Source organism: Nocardia amikacinitolerans NBRC 108937 (assembly GCF_001612615.1).
Classification (GTDB): domain Bacteria; phylum Actinomycetota; class Actinomycetes; order Mycobacteriales; family Mycobacteriaceae; genus Nocardia; species Nocardia amikacinitolerans.
The window spans coordinates 24,451-40,302 of sequence record NZ_BDAU01000001.1 but is presented as its reverse complement, the minus strand read 5'-3'; the positions used below and the strand labels follow the sequence as shown (position 1 = coordinate 40,302).

General features: G+C 66.4%; 13 protein-coding genes and 1 pseudogene. 5 read left to right on the top strand and 9 right to left on the bottom strand.

All coding sequences use genetic code 11. From position 1 onward, the window contains the following. Window positions 1-155 precede the first annotated feature (155 nt). Window positions 156-1,523: a hypothetical protein gene (locus NAM01S_RS00175; protein WP_067777952.1), complete on the top strand. Its 1,368-nt coding sequence runs from the start codon at window positions 156-158 to the stop codon at window positions 1,521-1,523. 59 nt (window positions 1,524-1,582) lie between these two features. Here NAM01S_RS00175 and NAM01S_RS00170 read toward each other — a convergent pair whose 3' ends face one another. From NAM01S_RS00170 to NAM01S_RS00155, 4 genes are read right to left on the bottom strand one after another with little or no spacing between them, the layout of a single operon-like run. Next, the gene (locus NAM01S_RS00170; protein ID WP_067777950.1) at window positions 1,583-2,449 is read right to left on the bottom strand and encodes a hypothetical protein; all 867 of its coding nucleotides are present in this window, start codon (window positions 2,447-2,449) and stop codon (window positions 1,583-1,585) included. Between the two features lie 59 nt (window positions 2,450-2,508). Then, a complete protein-coding gene (locus tag NAM01S_RS00165; RefSeq protein ID WP_067777947.1) occupies window positions 2,509-3,516 on the bottom strand; it encodes a hypothetical protein in 1,008 nt (335 codons plus the stop codon). After that, complete coding sequence (locus NAM01S_RS00160) at window positions 3,513-4,847, bottom strand: Dyp-type peroxidase (protein WP_067777944.1); 1,335 nt, start codon at window positions 4,845-4,847, stop codon at window positions 3,513-3,515. Before NAM01S_RS00160 ends, NAM01S_RS00165 begins: the two co-directional genes overlap by 4 nt. Window positions 4,848-4,864: 17 nt before the next feature. Continuing rightward, window positions 4,865-5,425: a hypothetical protein gene (locus NAM01S_RS00155; RefSeq protein WP_067777941.1), complete on the bottom strand. Its 561-nt coding sequence runs from the start codon at window positions 5,423-5,425 to the stop codon at window positions 4,865-4,867. Window positions 5,426-5,854: 429 nt separating this feature from the next. Here NAM01S_RS00155 and NAM01S_RS00150 point away from each other — a divergent pair, with 429 nt between their 5' ends. Continuing rightward, a complete protein-coding gene (locus NAM01S_RS00150) occupies window positions 5,855-6,268 on the top strand; it encodes an SHOCT domain-containing protein (protein WP_067777939.1) in 414 nt (137 codons plus the stop codon). 9 nt (window positions 6,269-6,277) lie between these two features. On the opposite strand, the gene sigJ is transcribed toward NAM01S_RS00150, so the two are convergent. After that, window positions 6,278-7,168 (bottom strand): RNA polymerase sigma factor SigJ, encoded by an 891-nt coding sequence (sigJ, locus tag NAM01S_RS00145; RefSeq protein ID WP_067777935.1) that lies wholly within the window; start codon window positions 7,166-7,168, stop codon window positions 6,278-6,280. A gap of 179 nt (window positions 7,169-7,347) precedes the next feature. Here sigJ and NAM01S_RS00140 point away from each other — a divergent pair. Further along, window positions 7,348-8,608: pseudogene (locus NAM01S_RS00140) on the top strand (IS110 family RNA-guided transposase). 60 nt (window positions 8,609-8,668) lie between these two features. Here NAM01S_RS00140 and NAM01S_RS00135 read toward each other — a convergent pair. The 3 genes from NAM01S_RS00135 to NAM01S_RS00125 form a co-directional block, all read right to left on the bottom strand. Next, the gene (locus tag NAM01S_RS00135; RefSeq protein ID WP_067777933.1) at window positions 8,669-9,283 is read right to left on the bottom strand and encodes a malonic semialdehyde reductase; all 615 of its coding nucleotides are present in this window, start codon (window positions 9,281-9,283) and stop codon (window positions 8,669-8,671) included. A gap of 307 nt (window positions 9,284-9,590) precedes the next feature. Next, window positions 9,591-12,890: a protein kinase domain-containing protein gene (locus NAM01S_RS00130; RefSeq protein WP_067777931.1), complete on the bottom strand. Its 3,300-nt coding sequence runs from the start codon at window positions 12,888-12,890 to the stop codon at window positions 9,591-9,593. Window positions 12,891-12,989: 99 nt separating this feature from the next. After that, window positions 12,990-13,778, bottom strand: coding sequence for an IclR family transcriptional regulator (locus NAM01S_RS00125; protein ID WP_067777929.1), 789 nt, complete (start codon window positions 13,776-13,778; stop codon window positions 12,990-12,992). A gap of 184 nt (window positions 13,779-13,962) precedes the next feature. On the opposite strand from NAM01S_RS00125, the gene NAM01S_RS00120 reads away from it, so the two are divergent. Together NAM01S_RS00120 and NAM01S_RS00115 are read left to right on the top strand one after the other, a co-directional pair. After that, a complete protein-coding gene (locus NAM01S_RS00120; protein ID WP_084482200.1) occupies window positions 13,963-14,664 on the top strand; it encodes a TetR/AcrR family transcriptional regulator in 702 nt (233 codons plus the stop codon). An 83-nt stretch (window positions 14,665-14,747) separates the two neighbouring features. Further along, window positions 14,748-15,389, top strand: coding sequence for a helix-turn-helix domain-containing protein (locus tag NAM01S_RS00115; protein WP_067777927.1), 642 nt, complete (start codon window positions 14,748-14,750; stop codon window positions 15,387-15,389). Here the strand turns inward: NAM01S_RS00115 and NAM01S_RS00110 are convergent, their stop codons facing one another. Then, complete coding sequence (locus NAM01S_RS00110) at window positions 15,390-15,848, bottom strand: hypothetical protein (RefSeq protein WP_157107523.1); 459 nt, start codon at window positions 15,846-15,848, stop codon at window positions 15,390-15,392. It lies immediately after the preceding gene. Between the last annotated feature and the right edge of the window lie 4 nt (window positions 15,849-15,852).

The following is a 15,852-nucleotide window of genomic DNA, read 5'->3' as shown; positions in this document are numbered from 1 at the left end:
GTGCGTGGTCGAGATCGATCTCGAATTCACCGACGTACGTGGTGTTACTCTATAACCTGCCTGTCGTCCGAGAAACAGTGAATTCGATAAAGGCATCGCGACCGCACCGACGTCGCCCCATGTGCCCGAACCCATTCCAGGAGTTGGGGATACCGATGGATGCCAACGCGCCCGGCGAGCGGCTGAGCGCCGACGAACGCGCCGAACTCGACCGTCTTCGCGCGGAGGTGACCGCGTTGCGAGCGGAGGCTCGCGGCAGCGCACGGCCGCGGCGCCACGCGTGGCGCTGGACCGCCGTGGCGGTCTTGGCGGTGCTGGTCGCCGCGCTGGCGATCACGACGGTGCTGGCCAGATACGTGCGCAGCCAGATCCTCGACACCGACCGGTACGTGTCCACGATGGCGCCCCTGGCCTCCGATCCTGCCGTGCAGAACGAGGTCGCGAACTCGCTCACCGACGAGATCTTCGCCCGCGTCGACATCGAAGGCATGACCGCGGACGCGCTCGCCGCCCTGACCGAGGCGGTACCCGCGGTCGAGAACCGGCCGCGCGTCGACCGCGCGGTCGAAGGGCTCGCGCCGGTGATCGCCGAGCAGACCCGCGACTTCGTCCACGAGACGGTGCTGTCGTACGTGCGCAGCGACCAGTTCGAGGATCTGTGGCTGCGAGCCAACCGCGCCGCCCACACGACGGTGGTGGCGGTGGTGACCGGTCAGGTCGGCCCCGAGTCGGTGACCGTCGACGAGAACGGCACCGTGAGCATTTCACTGGGAACGGCGATCGAGAACGTGAAGGCCCGGCTGCTCGATCGCGACTTCACCTTCGCCGAAGAGATCCCCGCGGTTGACAAACAGTTCGTGTTGTTCCGTTCCCCGGAGCTGGTCCGGGCACAGCGTGCGGTCGACAACCTCGACAAAGCTTCGGCGGTGCTGCCGTGGGTGACGATCGCGGCCGCCGTGGCAGCGATCGCCGCGGCGCCCGCGGGCGGCCGCAGACGCGCCCTTGCCTTCGTCGGTCTCGCGCTCGCGGTGGGCATGCTGATCCTCGCCATCGCGCTGATCGTCGCCCGGGCACTGTATCTGGAAGGGATGCCCGCCGACGTGCGCTCACCGGAGGCTGCCACCGCGATCATCGACACCGTGCTGGCACCGCTGCGGACCGCGCTGCGCGGAGTCGCCGTGCTCGGCCTGGCGATCGCGCTCGGCGCTTACCTCACCGGAGGTTCGGCCTCGGCCATCGCGCTGCGCCGTCGATCCGGGCGCGGCATGGACGCGGTGCGGCACTTGCGGCGATCGCGGCCGCCGAACGTGGTGGAACGGTGGGCTTTTCGAGCTCGCACGGCGCTGCGCTGGACGATCATCGGCATCGCCGCGCTCGTGCTGGTGTTCTGGCCCTATCCCACCGGACTCGTGGTGGTGTGGGTCGTCCTCGGCGCGCTGGTGGCGTTGCTCGCGCTGGAACTGTTGATTCGTCCCGCTCTCAGCCGGCAGCATGCCGAGGCCACGGCGCGATCCGACGCCTGACCCGCGCGGCCCGGCCTCGGCGATGGCGGAGATGCGCTGGATCGCGGGGGAGTCGGCGGCTACGTCTGTGGCCGATCGCCGGTGACCGGTCCGCGGAGATACCGACCGAGCGGTGACTCGTCGAGAGCGAGAGCTTTGGTGATCGTCGCGGCGCCGACGACGACCGCTGACAGCACGAACAGCCAGCTGATCGAGGTGAACACCGGCCCGAGGAGTCCGAACCTCGTGTACGCGGTTTCCGTGATCCTCGGCAGCACGAGCCGTCCCGCTGCTCGGACAACGGTCAAACCCGAGGCTGTGAGGGCTCCGGTCATCCACAGCACACGGCCGGACAGCTTGCCCATCGTGAGCAGGTAAGGGCTGAGCGTCCAGACGATAATCCAGATCGCCAGCTCGCCCACGATGGCGAGAGGCACGCCCACGTAGCGCAGCCCGGTCAGTTCCCGAATCGCGCCGATCAGTACGACCGAGAGGGCCACGAGCAGGAGAACGACGAGCCATCGCCATGCGTTGCGCACGCCGATCGACGGCACGTGCCAGATCTTCCCGTATACGCGCGCCAGCGCTTTGGCGAACGAAAGTGCGCTGATGACGACCATCAGCAATCCGACGACACCGAAGGCCGCGAAAGTGGGATCGGTGACCGTGAAGGTGCCCACCCCGGATACGAGCATGGTCGTGTCGAAGCCGAGCTGGTCGTTGATCGCAAGGGAGGCCAGATCCCAGTAGGGGAGGAAAGACCCGGCGATCAGCACGGGCAGGACCGAAGTGAAGATTTGGGCCGCGAGGGTCATCGATCGGTCGACGATCTCGATCTCGACGCACCCGTCGACAATTCTCCGGAAGGTGCCGGGCCAGCCGCTCGCCGATTCCGTGCGCGCGGCGAGGGTCCTCGCCAGCGTGCCGAACAATTTCGTCGACCGCATATCTCGACTCAACCGCAACCCCGGTGTGTTGTCACCACTTCCATGCGGGTTCGGTGCGTTCACTTCATGAGCGCGACGTTGCGCCAGAGATTGGCGAGGCTTTCGGTTCCGCCGAACAGGGTGGTGAAGTTGGTGGAGTCGATCATGACGATGTCGCCCGCGCGGTGGTCGGTGGGCGGCAACCAGATCAGGGTGTTGAATTCGGTGTTGCCTTCGGCGGTGAAGGGGTGGGGTCGGTCGAGGTCGATGGGTTGACGGGCGAGCAGCCGCACGGAATCGCTCGCGGGCGCGGTGAGGTGATAGTGCGGGAGGTGGGGGTGGAAGTTGAACGTGGTGACGTCGTCGAGCAGGTGCAGGGCGTCGAGGTCACGGAATGCGGTAAGTGGCGCAATGGATTTCGTGCTTTCGACGACGGCGGGACGAAGTCCGTACATGTTGCGCACCGGAACGTCGAGTGCTTCCATCAGTGAGCGGGTGTAGGCGCTGAACCGTTGTTGGCGCGGCACCAGCGGGTCGCCGTGGTGTTCGTATTCGACTTGGCGTTGCCCGAGGTCGTCGGTGCAGCCGACGTCGTGGTGTGGCGCAAGGATCAGACAGGTGCCTTCGCGGCGCAACCACTGCTCGATGGCCGCGATCTCGTCGGGCTTGGCCGCCGCCTGACCGAGTACGTGGTCGAGACCGAAGACCATGAGGGTGTCGGTGTCGGCGAGGACGCGTTCGTCGATGGGCAGCTCGAACCCGGCTTGATCGATGCGCTGGAAGACCGCGACGGGATGGCCGGTGGCCTCTTGGGCGAGCTCCTGGAAGGCGAGCGTGGAGCGGTGGAACAGCTCCAACGTTCCCGCGATGCCCTGCAGGAAGTGGGCGGCGTCGTACTCGGGTGTCTCGTAGGCGGGCCAAGTCGCCTGGCGCACTTCGGTCATGGTGGAGAAGCGGTTGTCCAGCGCGGCGGGGTCGCGCTGGGCTTCCCAGGGATAGCTCCAGGTCCAATAGATGCTCAGGCGGCGTCTGCCGGGAGTGTAGAGGCGTGGCAGCTGGGATTGGTTGTAGGTGCGCGCCGCGGTCATGGTGCTACCTCGCTGTCGGTTCGGGTACAGAGGTAACGCAGGGCGCGAAGACCAGGCAGGTAGAAGTACGCGCCACCTCTGAGAGTCGTAAACGCCGGTAATCCCTTGATGGTTCGGCGGATCGGGCGTTTGGGAATCTTGTATTCCAGGGTGCCGTCTTGATTGCCGATGATCGGGTCCCGCTCGTTGCCGAGTTCGCGGAAGGTCTTGTCGTTGACCCAGACGTTCTGGGCGAACTCGAACTGGCGCACCAAGCTCGCGCACAGCACGAAGGCCGCGATTCCGCGCTCGGCGCCGTCGTCGGAAACGCCGTCCGGTAGGTGCGGTCCGTAGGTGGCGCCGCGGCGGATAAGGCGCCTGCGTCGCACGTTCACCGCGGTGTCGCGCGGATTCATTCTGCGGATGTGCGAACCCAGTGGCGCCGCATAGCCATAGGGGTCCATCCGTTTGTAGTCGAAGTCGTTGTTGCGCCTCATATCGGCCCCGAGCTCGGGATCGTCCTTCTCGGGGGCGAGCACCAAAGGGGCGCCGCTGCGCCAGCGCCCCATCAGTTTCGCGGCGAGCAATTCTTGTTCCTCGGGGGTCTCGGCGTGCTCGGCCAAGAAGTCGCGGAATCGCCCGACGTGTTCCTCGAGGCGCCGGTAGGCAAGGTAGCTGCCGTTGCGCGACAACACCTCCGGTCGCGGCAGTTCCACCGGGAGACCGTCTTCGTCGGGATATCCCAGGATGAACTCCCCGGCTTTGATCGGTGCGCCGGAGCCCGGCGTCGGCTGCTCGCCCGAGCCCTCGATCACCGGCTGCGACAACCGATCGCGGTAGCCGAAATGGTCGTGCGCGTACTCCAACGGCGGGACCGCCCCGACGTCCAGCGACGACAGCACCCGCACGCCGGCGCAGTCGGCGACCAGCCGATCGTGCGCCCGCACCCAGCGATCCCGTTCGGCGTCGTCGACGGCGAAGAGGATCGCGATCGCGTGCAGGTCGTCGCCCGCCAACCCGCCGACCCAGTGGTCGGGGTGCGCGAGCCCGGTGTCACCGAGGATGCCCGCCCGCGCCGCCATGCCTTGCCGGAACTCCTCGGGAAACGTCGCCAGCGACTGCTCGGGAACGCCGAGTGCGCGCAGCCCGGTCCAGGTGAACGCGAGTGTCACCCAGCGGCGCTCGGTGGCTACGGAGCGCTGCGCGGCGGCCGCCGAGGCCACCTGGTCGACCATCGCCGACAACCACGTCCGCCCACCGTCGGCACTGGCGAAGGACAGGAACTCGTAGCGTCCGGCCAGCGCGGGGACGCGGGTGAGCACCAGGTGCTGGATATCGTCGAGTTCGAGCATCAACGAACCTCGCGGTGCTACTGCATTTGGTCGAGCATGCCGGAGAACGCCGCCTTGACGCGCAATGCCTTCTTGATCTCGTCCGCGGTCACGTACGGGTACTCGCCGTACTCCAGGAAGCTCGGGAATTGATGCTCGCGGAAGAACTTCACGACCGCTTCGGTATTGGTCTTCCAGTCCTCGGGAAACCCCTCGAGGTTCACGAACACGGTCGTGATACCCGTCGACAGGAACAGGGCGATGGCGTCCTCGACGTACTTGTCGAAGTCGGTGTCGAAGATCCCTTGGTACTGGAAACACAAGCCGTCGCCGACGTCGAACAGCACCCACCGCAGGTAGTGCAGCCGCAGCGGCGCCAGAACGGTGGGGTCTTCCTGGACCGCGGCCTCGAGCTGCTTGCCGTACTCCCGGATCGCGGTCTCCCGCCCCGGTTTGACCTTCGCGATGATCGAGAAGCCGTAATTGGCCGGTGTGCGTGGGAATATCGGCCCGTACCTGCCCTGCTCGAGATCGAAATAGCCTTCCTTCGGGATGGCCATCGCCGCAGGCTTGGACCAATCCCCGTCACCTGTGGTCATATCCGCCTCCGTCTCCAGCGATGTGGGCGGGAAGAAGCAGACCGCTCTCCAGTGGCACGCTTGCGAAGAAGTGGTCCGCACAACGGCCGATCCGACCGCCCCGCGGCGGTATTCACACGGCGATTTTACCGTCACGATCATCTGCGCTCGTGCTCTTTTCCGGTACCCGCACTCCGCACTCGGTCACCCCGGCCAGGGCTCCTACTCACGTTCCATTTACTCGACAATTTCGTCGAACGCTGGCGCCGACGTCGTTGTGCGCCTATTTTCGAACCGCACTCGTGAGCTGTCGCCGAAGCACGGACAACCCGCAAAGAAGACAGGAGTTCGTTTTCGCCCGAGAGGCCGACCGGCGGTCCGATTCACTCCGCGGTCGGATTTCACGGCCGGCAACGATACGGAAGAGATCCGCCCGAGGAGGTTCACAGCATGGATTCGTTCTGGGATTACGTGTGGTACACGATCCTCGTCTTCGCCTTCGTGGCGTACCTGATCGTGCTGTTCCAAATTCTCGTGGATCTGTTCCGCGACCACACCGTCTCCGGCATCGCCAAGGCCGTGTGGGTGATCGCCCTGGTGGTGCTGCCGTACCTGACGGCGCTCGTGTATTTGATCGTGCGCGGGCGTGGCATGGCGCTGCGCGCGCAACAGGCGCAGGCCGAAGCGAAGCAAGCCACCGATCAGTACATCCGGCAAGTCGCGGGTAAGTCGCCCGCCGAGAGCATCGCCGACGCCAAGGCCCTCCGCGACTCCGGTGTCATCACCGACGCGGAATTCGAACAGCTGAAAGCTCAGGCCCTTGGCGGTACCGTTTCGGCACCCAATACGCCGACCGGTCGGTGACCGCGGGGTTCAGCCCGCGATCCAGGGCCGCAGTTTCTCCGGATTCCGGATCGCCCAGATGCGAGTGATCCGGCCGTCGGCGATGTCGAAGGCATAGACCGAGACGATGGTGTCGTCGAGCTGCGCGACCAGGCCGGGCTGACCGTTCACCGTGCGCTCCAGCAGGATTACCGCGGGGCCGTTGGCGGCGATCTCCATCCAGGCGTGGGCGATCTGCTCGCCGCCGATGATCGGTTCGCGGAAGGCAGGTGCTCGGCCGCCGCTGTCGGCCGTCGCGGTCGCCCGTGGATCGAGCAGGCCGATCAGCGCTTCGATATCGCGTGTCTCCCAAGCTCGTTTGAAATCCCTGACCACCTCGGCGCGCTGGGCCACCGACGGACCCTGCGATGTCCCGATGCGGCGCCGGGCGGAGGAGGCGAGCTGACGGCACGCCGCGGGCGTGCGCCCGACGATCTCGGCGACCTCGGCGAAGGAATAGCGGAACACGTCGTGCAGGACGAACGCCACCCGCTCGGCGGGCGTCATGGAATCCAGCACGACGAGAAACGCCATGCTGATCGACTCATCGAGAGTGACCCGGTCGGCGGGATCGGCGGAGGCGGGACCGTCGAGCCATTCGGACCGCCCTGGTACCGGCTCCGGAATCCATTCGCCCACGTACTGTTCCCGCCTTGCGCGCGCCGAGCCGAGCAGATCCAGGCAGATCCGGCTGGCGACCGTGGTCAACCACGCGCCGGGCGACGCCACCTCCCGCCGCTGCCGCTCGGACAGCGCGTACCAGCGCGCGTAGGTCTCCTGCACCACATCCTCGGCCTCGGCCAGCGAGCCGAGCAGCCGGTAGGCGACATTGATCAGCTGACGGCGTTCGCTGATCACCGCGGACAGGTGCGGGGCGGTCATGGTCGGCTCCCTAAGTTTGTAGGTGTCTGGGGTTGGTGCCCTGGATGCCCAGGGCGGTGGGGTGTAGCTGATGGTTGGTTGCTGTTGTTGTGGCTGCGAAGGAATGGCTGCCCCACCGTGCTGGACGCTCCGGCCACTTATTGAGATCTGATGCGGTTCGTCGCTGGTTTAGGGACCTGATGGCGGGGTTGTCCACGGGCTCGGATTGTGTAGAGCGGAGAGCGGGAGTGGCGCTGCGCCAACGAATTTGGGTGGGTATCGATGTCGGAAAGGCCAGTCATCACGTGTGCGTGATGGATGAGACCGGCAAGGTGTGCTGGTCGGGCAAACTCGGCAACGATCAGCGGGCGATCGAGGCGGTGATCGAGCGCGCCCGCAAGACCGGGATCGAGGTGCGGTGGGCGATCGATCTGAGCAGCCCCTTGGCCGCGCTGCTGATCACGGTCCTGCTGAGCGCCGGTGAGTCGGTGGTGTATGTGCCCGGCCGTGTGGTGGCGACCATGACCGGTGTCTTCCGCGGTGAGGGCAAGACCGACGCCAAGGATGCCCGTGTCATCGCCGAGACCGCCCGTATGCGTTCGGACTTGCAGCCGGTGACCGCGCCCGATGAGCTGGTCGCCGAACTGACCCAGCTGTCGAGCTACCGCAGCGACCTCATGAGCGACTGGGTGCGCGGGGTCAACCAGCTGCGCGCCATGCTCGCCTCGATCTTCCCGGCGCTGGAGGCCGCGTTCGACTACTCGACGCGTTCGCCGCTGATCCTGGTCGCCGGACTGTGCACCCCGGCCGAGATCCGCGACGCCGGAATCGACGGCGTGACAACGCATCTCGCCGAGAACGGCGCATGGCCCAAAGGCGTAGACGCCATGGCCGCGCAGGCAATGGCCGCAGCCGGAACCCAGGACATCGCCGTGCCGGGCGAAGCCACCACCGCCACACTGATCAAGCGGCTGGCGGCCAAACTGCTCGATCTGGATCGCGAGATCAAAGACCTCGACAAGCAGATCACCACCTGCTTCCGCGAACACCCCCAAGCGGCGATCATCGAGTCGCTGCCCGGCATGGGCCCACACCTGGGCACCGAGTTCCTCGTCGCCACCGGCGGCGACGCCGTGGCCGAGTTCACCACCCCAGGCCGGCTGGCCTCCTACGCCGGACTCGTGCCCGTGCCACGCGACTCCGGCCGGATCAGCGGCAACCTGCAAACGCTACAACCGCAGGCTGCGGCGCGTGTTCTTCATGGCCGCCCTGTCCTCCATCAAAACCGAGGGTCCCTCGCGAACGTTCTACCAGCGCAAACGCACCGAACGACTCATCCATACCCAAGCCCTCCTAGCGTTGGCCCGACGCCTGGTCGACGTGCTGTGGGCCCTGCTGCGCGACAACCGGCCCTTCGACACCAAGCCCCCAAGCATCACCGGGGCCCCGGCCGCGGCTTGACATCGTCATTGAGATTCCTGATGAGGGGGTGGGCGCGGTACAGGCCGAGGACTGCGGGTTTCACGCCCACCGGACGACGTCCTCGTGGGCGAGGCGAGGCAGCCGCTCGCGCCACGCGTCTTCGCCCGGATGTCCTATGTTCACGACGAGGAGCGATCGCCACCGTCCGTCGGGAAAGAACGCCGAATCCACTCCCGTGCGGTCGAATCCGCCCATTGGACCCGCGGCGAGACCGACGCTGCGCACGGCGAGGACGAAGTAGCCAGCCTGCAGTGCCGAGTTGAACGCGCCGGTGTCGGCGCGCAGTTCCGCATCGGCTTCGAACAGTCCGGCCAATTCGGGCTTGAACGGCAGCAGGGTCGGCACATGCTCGTGGAACCGTGTGTCGACCGCGAGGACCGCGACCGCAGGAGCGGCCTCCGTCTTGGCCTTGTTGCCCTCGTCCATGTGCCCGACCAGTCGCGTGCGTCCCTCGCCCTTGCCGACGAAGAGCACGCGTAGCGGCTGGGTGTTCGCCGCGGTCGGCGCCCACCGGGCAAGGTCCCAGATCTGCGTCAGCTCGGCGTCGGTGACGGGAGTGTCGGAGAACGTGTTAGCGGTCCGTGCCTCCGTGAACAACGCTGTGCGTGCGGCGGAGTCGAGGGCGGGTAGTGCAGGTGCGATGGGTTCGGTCATGAGTCGGCGCCTTCCAGCTAGTCTTGAATGATAGTTAAGAGCATCTCATGGCTGCCGGTCAAGAGTGCGTTCGCCGACTCGGCGTCTGGTGTTGTCCGTGGAAGGGCGTGCGATCGCATAGGGGCGCGGCGCATCGAGTCGCCATAGACATTGCCGCATGGGACTTTTCAGGTCGACGTGTCCGGGGGTGGGGGTCGAGCGGCCGTGGGTCGAGGAGATGTTGAGCCGATGCGTCGTGCGGAACCAGACCATGCCCTCCTGAACCAGCCCGACAGCCGCGAATACACGCACATGCCGATCGGTCGAATCAAAAGTCGGGGGCGCTCGCCGCGGCTTTGTCCGGCGGTGCCGCCATCCATGCCGCGATTTGGGTCCGTGAGGTGAACCCCAATTTGGTCAGCAGGTGCTCGACGTGTCCCTGTGCGGTGCGCAGCGAGATCACCAGGCGAGTGGCGATCTCTTTGTTGGTCAGCCCTTCGGCGATCAGTTCGGCTACCTCGCGCTCGCGTTTGGTGAGTTTGCGACCGGCAGGGCCGGTCGCCGTAACTGAGACGCGTTCACCCAAGGCGTAGGCGATGGCTGCTTCGAAGCTGAGCGCGGCGCCCTCCCGCCAGGCCGCGGCGTAGGTCCGCTCACTCAGTGCCCGCCGCGTTCTGCTTTCGGACAGTTCTTGCTGAGCGAGCAGGTCCGCGAACATGATCGGCGTCGTGCCCACCGACCGGCCGATGCGGTCTGCGGCCGCGGTCAACACGACCGCGCGCTCGGCATCCTGTTCGTCGGCAGCGATCCATCCGAGCGCTTGCAGGCACATGCTGGCGTTCGAATGGTCGTTCACCGCCCGGCTCACGCGCAGTGCCCGCTCGAGCAGGCTGGTCGCCCGCGCGGAATCGCCCTGCCGCCACGACACGAAGGCCAGCGCCCACATCGCGTACGACCGGTACAGCGACTCTCCGCGCTTTTCGGTGATCGCGAGCGTGTGCTCGTAGCACCGGATCGCCTTCTCGGTGTTCCCGCACAGCTCGTACGTCAGCCCGAGCATCGTCTCGACGTAGAGCTGGGACAGCAGGTCACCGTGTTCGACGTACACTCGCGCGGCCTTCTCGAAATACGCCTGCGCCTGTGCCGGATTCCCGCTGAACAGTGCGAGGACCGCGTCGGTGAGGTCCAAGTGCGCCAGGGCGAGGGGATCGATCGTCTGCTCGCCGCGTTGTCGTCCTTCGCGCACCAAAACGGCCACTGCGGGAAGGTCGCCCTGTAATGCGGCCAAATGGCAGGCGGCGTAGAGCGCCGCGGCCTGATCCGCGGTGACTTTTCCGGCACGGCGATCCAGCAGGCGGTCCAGCCAGCGCCGTCCCTCACCGGTCCACCCCTGAGTCGCCCAGAAGGGGAACAGAGCGGCGGCGATCCGGATTCCGGCTTCGGGGTCGTCGGACACACAGAATTCCAGCGCGCGCCGCAGGTTCGGTAGCTCCCGGTGACATCTGGCGATCCACTCGAGCTCTCGTGGACCGACCCAGTCGGCCTTCGCTTCGAGGGCAAGCCGTTCGTACCATTCGCTGTGGCGGCGGCGGATCTCGAGGTACTCGCCCAACTGCCGCGCCTTGTCGAGTCCGTATTCCCGCACGGTCTCGAGCATTCGGAAGCGCACAGCGCCGCCCGACTCCTCGCGCGCGAGGATCGACTTGTCGACCAGGTCGGACACTGTGTCCAGGAGGTCTTCGGCCGCAAGGTGGTCGCCGCAGACGTATTGCGCGGCCTCGAGTTCGAAGTTGTCGGCGAACACCGACAGCTCGGCCCACACTCGTTGTTCCGCCCGAGTACACAGGTCGTAGCTCCAGTCGATGCACATGCGCAACGTCTGTTGCCGTGAAGGCGCACTCCTGCTGCCGCGCGTCAGCAGCGCGAACCGATCGGTCAGCCGTTGGAGTACCTGCTCGGGCGACATGGCCCGCAACCGAGCCGTGGCCAGCTCGATCGGCAACGGCAACCCGTCGAGCTGGCGGCAGATGCGGGCGATGGTGACCTTGTTGTCGTCGGTGAGTTCGAATCCCGCGACCGCCGCGGCGGCTCGTTCGGTGAACAATCTCATCGCGTCGTTGCGAGGAATGCCCCGCGGTAGCCGGTCGGGATCGGGTACCGCAAGGGGATGGATCGGTAGCACCGCTTCACCGTCGAGGCCGATCGGCTCGCGACTCGTCGCCAAAATCCGCAATCCGGGACAGGTGCGCAGCAGCGCTTCGGCGAGTTCGGCTACCGCGCTGACCAATTGCTCGCAGTTGTCGAGCACGAGCAGCAGTTCGCGCTCGGCGAGGAACTCGGCGAGCACCTCGCGCAGCGGCCGCGCCGATCGATCCTGCAATCCCAGCGCGCTCGCCACCACCCCCGCTAGCAGCGATTCGTCATGAAGTTCACCCAATTCCACGTAGGCCACACCGTCGGCGAAGTCACGCCGTGCATGGGTGGCCACCCGAACCGCGAGACGGGTCTTGCCCACACCGCCGATCCCGGTCAGCGTCGCCAACCGCGCGGTCGACAGCGCGTTCGTCGCCTCGGTCAGCTCGGTGCGCCGGTCGATAAAACTGGTCAGCTCGAGTGGAATCCTGCCCGCTCGGCCCGAACCCGAGGTCTTCGACGGTCGAACCGCGGGCGATCCGATGGGGGAGGACTTTTCCCGTGCGCGTGCGGTGGAGTCCTGCTCGGCTTCGGGTGGTGTGTACAGAACCATTTCGTCGACGGTGAAACCATGGTGGCGTTGGGCTGCACGCAGTTGTTCGCCCAATTCCGCGGCGGAAGGGCGGCTGCTCGGGTCGCCGGACATGGCGCCTTCGATGATGGCGCTGACGTCCTCTGGAATGCCCTGTTCCCGTAGATCCGGAATCGGCTCGGAGGTGATCCGTAGGAATTGGGCCACCACCTGCTCACCCGTCCGGCGTTCGAAGGCGGCGTGGCCGGTGATCGCGGCGAACAGGGTGGCGCCGAGCCCGTAGACGTCCGTAGCGGGGCTCGGTGGCTCGCCTGCGACCACTTCCGGAGCCGTGAATGCCGGCGTGCCGGTCACGACGCCGGTATCGGTGACGAAACCGCCTGCGAGGTGGGCGATTCCGAAGTCGACCAGCGTCGGTTCGTCGTAGTCGGTGAACAGGATGTTCGCGGGCTTGACGTCGCGATGCACAACCCCGGCTCGATGTGCTGTCCCCAGCGCCGACGCCAGCTTCACCCCGAGCCGCAGCGCTTCTCTCGGCTTCAGCGGCCCGTGGCTGCGGATCCGTGCGTCGAGCGAGCCGCGTGGGTAGTACGGCATGACGAGGAAAGGCCGGCCGTTGTCGGTGACGCCCGCGTGCAGGACGTGCACGATATTGGGGTGACCGGTCAGTCTGCCCGCGGCGCGTTGCTCGCGGAAGAACCGGGCCCGGTTGTCCTCGTCGAGGTCGGCGGTGAGCATTTTGACCGCCACCACCCGATCGAGCTCGGCCTGCGTGCAGCGGTAGACGGCGCCGAAACCGCCGCTGCCGATCTCCTCGGCGTCGTAGAAACCGGCTGCCGCCAGCTCCGCCGCGACGGAACCGGACGTTTCGCGTTGGGTAGTGAAGGGGTCGGCGTCGGTCATCGACTACACCGAGTCATCCCATCCGAGCCACGGCCGACAAAGCATCATTGCCCACCTCTCGATGATCTACCTCGAGACTATCGCCGGTCGACCCCTGAATTACGCGGATCGCGGTAGCTGGGCGCGGACGATGGTCTTGGTTGCCGACGCACAAATTCGGCGCAGGCCCGTTTCCAGGCGGCGGGTATCGAATTGGCCGTGCGGTCCGGCGATGGACAGTGCCGCGAGGGCGCGGCCGCGGTGGTCGAACACCGGTGCCGCGAGGCAGGACAGACCGATCCGGCTTTCCTGATTGTCGTGGGCGATGCCGGTGCGGCGGATGCCCGCCAGCTCGTCAGCGAGTCGGGCCGGGTCGATGATGGTGTGCGGTGTGAGCGCGTGCAGTGGGGTGGCGTGTGCTTGTGTGGCGGTGTGTGAGCGGTAGGCGAGCAGGACCTTGCCGACTGCTGTGCCGTGTGCGGGTAGCCGTCCGCCGATCCGTGAGGGCGCCGCAATGGTGCGGTGGCCGTACAGTTTCGCGAGGTAGACGACATCGGTTCCGTGCAGTGCGGCCAGATGCACCGTGTGACGGGTGGCTTCGTAGAGGTCGGTGAGGAACGGAAGTAGCAGGTCGCGGATCTGTTCGTGCTCGGGGGAATAGACGGCTTGGCCGAGTTGGTGCAGTCGCGCGCCGAGGCGGTATCCGGTTCCGACGCGTTCCACCACTCCGTTGCGCTCGAGCATGCCGAGTACCCGGAATGCGGTCGACTTGCTGAGTTGCGCGCGCCTGGCGAGTTCGCTGACGCCCAGTCCGGTACCGGCGTGGTCTCCGAAGGCGATGAGCAGACTGATGGCCTTGTCTACGGCGGCGCGATCGTCTCGGACCGGTTCGGCGATGGACGTGGTCATACTGGCTTCCCTCTTACTGGGCTATGTCAACTCTATTGAGCCGATTGGCACTTATACGTGACAATGATGCAGGTGGGCTTTGTGTACGTCAAGAGTGACAAACTGTAAATTAAAAGTGACACAACTCGGAATTGTGGCGTTGGCATCGGTGGCATCGCCGCTTCGCTGGTCGAGGAGCAAGAGGGTGATCGAATCTGGGGAGTCGGCGCGGTGCGGCCGCCGTGCGCCGGAGAAGAAGGTGGTGCGCAGGCGGCGGGCCGACGCTGTCCGCAATCGGCGCAAGCTCGTCGAGGCGGCCGAGTCGGTGCTCGCCGAGCGCGGGCTCGATATGACGCTCGACGAGGTTGCCGCAGCGGCTGGTGTCGGTGTCGGCACGGTGTACCGGCACTTCGCGAACAAGCAGGAACTGATCGATGATCTGCTCACGCGTACGCTCGAGGAACTGGCGGCAGCGGCCGAGGTGGCGACCCGCGAAGTCGACGCTTGGTCCGGTCTCGCGCGGTGGTTGGAGTACGCCTGCGGCCGGGTTGCCGGGAATCGTGGACTCTCCGCGGCGCTGAGTGAGTTACTGGATCGCGCGACGGCCTCGGCGCGGTACGAGGAGACGATCGAGCCCGCGCTCATCCAACTGCTCGAGCGGGCCAAGGCCGACGGCGCGGTGCGTCCGGACGTGGAGGTGGCCGACGTGTGCGCGGCGGTCACGATGGTGCACGGCATCGCGATTCTCACCGAGCCGGTACTCCCGGAAAACTGGCGGCGGTACCTCGCCCTGCTGCTCGCCGGGATGCGGGCGAGCACCGTGCCGCAATCGCCGCTGCCATCGACCCCCCTGACGCCTGACCAGATGCGGCGCGCCCGGGCTGCCGCGGCCGACCGGAGAAAATAGCCGTTCGCGACGGAGGTTCGACCGATTCATGCTGGAGACCCCACGGGGGTGCATTCTTCCGGTCGTTCGTCAACAATGACGGTATGTACATCAAAAGTGACGGCCGACCCAACGAGAACGAGCTGGTCGCACGCAATGTCCGCCGTTACCGGCTGGAACGGGTGATGTCCCTGGGCGAGTTGGCCCGCCGGTCGGGGCTGTCGAAACAGACCCTGTCGAAGATCGAGCAAGGCGTCGGCAACCCCACCATCGAAACGCTGTCGCAGCTGGGTGCGGCGCTGGATGTGACCGCGCGCCGATTGCTCACAGAATGGGGAACGCCGGTCTACGTGCAGCGAGCTGCGGAGAGCGAGTGGTCCGAGGCCGCAAACTGGTCCGAGCGCATGCTCGACGAGACCTATGGTTCCGGTTACGTGCGGACGCTGGTGCTCCGGCTGGAACGAACCGGCACGGAACCGGAGGTGGTCGAACCGCACGCGCCAGGAACTCTCCATCACATCTACGTGATCTCTGGCAAGTTCCGTACCGGGCCGCTCAACGACACCGTCGACCTCGCTGCGGGTGATTTCGTGCGATTCCCAGGCGACGTCCCGCACCGGCATCTGTGCTTGAGCGAGCGGGTGGTGGCCCACATGGTCACCACCATTCCGCAGGTTCGCCAGTTCGGTCCGCCTGTCACGCGGGGCGCGCATGGACCGGGCGCGGCCGATGTTCTGGACCGCTGATCAGGTGCCGGGCACGTGGTCGATGTCCATGTCGACGGCGGTGACCCAAGCGGGCTCGTCGACCATCAGGCTCAGTTCGGCTTCGGGAAGGTCGACGTCGACGACATGGCGGTAGCCGACGGCCTCGGCGGCAGCCAGGATGTCGGAGTCCTCGACACCGGTGGCGAAAACGATCCGGCGGCAGCGGGGATCGGTCGTGTGGATGGAGGTGGCAAGCGCACCGAGAAGTTCCGAAAGCAACGGTCCCGGGAGGGTTTCAACGATGCGGGCCTCGATGTCGTGCGAGTCGACCGGGTAGGCGTGGCGCAGTCGGCCGGTGGCGCAACGTTCGAGTTCGATGATCGCGGTGCAGTCGGCGGGTCGGCGCACCTCCAGTACAACCCTTGCCGTAGAACGGGTTCTGATTGTGGTGGTCCACGGTGCGGGCAGTTGCGGGATGGGAATCGGTGGGGTGGGCATGTCA

Bases quoted from the DNA above. Each gene is read 5' to 3' on its own strand.
- NAM01S_RS00175 (WP_067777952.1), top strand. From the start codon at position 156: ATGGATGCCAACGCGCCCGGCGAGCGGCTGAGCGCCGACGAACGCGCC.
- NAM01S_RS00170 (WP_067777950.1), bottom strand. From the start codon at position 2,449: ATGCGGTCGACGAAATTGTTCGGCACGCTGGCGAGGACCCTCGCCGCG.
- NAM01S_RS00165 (WP_067777947.1), bottom strand. From the start codon at position 3,516: ATGACCGCGGCGCGCACCTACAACCAATCCCAGCTGCCACGCCTCTAC.
- NAM01S_RS00160 (WP_067777944.1), bottom strand. From the start codon at position 4,847: ATGCTCGAACTCGACGATATCCAGCACCTGGTGCTCACCCGCGTCCCC.
- NAM01S_RS00155 (WP_067777941.1), bottom strand. From the start codon at position 5,425: ATGACCACAGGTGACGGGGATTGGTCCAAGCCTGCGGCGATGGCCATC.
- NAM01S_RS00150 (WP_067777939.1), top strand. From the start codon at position 5,855: ATGGATTCGTTCTGGGATTACGTGTGGTACACGATCCTCGTCTTCGCC.
- sigJ (WP_067777935.1), bottom strand. From the start codon at position 7,168: ATGACCGCCCCGCACCTGTCCGCGGTGATCAGCGAACGCCGTCAGCTG.
- NAM01S_RS00135 (WP_067777933.1), bottom strand. From the start codon at position 9,283: ATGACCGAACCCATCGCACCTGCACTACCCGCCCTCGACTCCGCCGCA.
- NAM01S_RS00130 (WP_067777931.1), bottom strand. From the start codon at position 12,890: ATGACCGACGCCGACCCCTTCACTACCCAACGCGAAACGTCCGGTTCC.
- NAM01S_RS00125 (WP_067777929.1), bottom strand. From the start codon at position 13,778: ATGACCACGTCCATCGCCGAACCGGTCCGAGACGATCGCGCCGCCGTA.
- NAM01S_RS00115 (WP_067777927.1), top strand. From the start codon at position 14,748: ATGTACATCAAAAGTGACGGCCGACCCAACGAGAACGAGCTGGTCGCA.
- NAM01S_RS00110 (WP_157107523.1), bottom strand. From the start codon at position 15,848: ATGCCCACCCCACCGATTCCCATCCCGCAACTGCCCGCACCGTGGACC.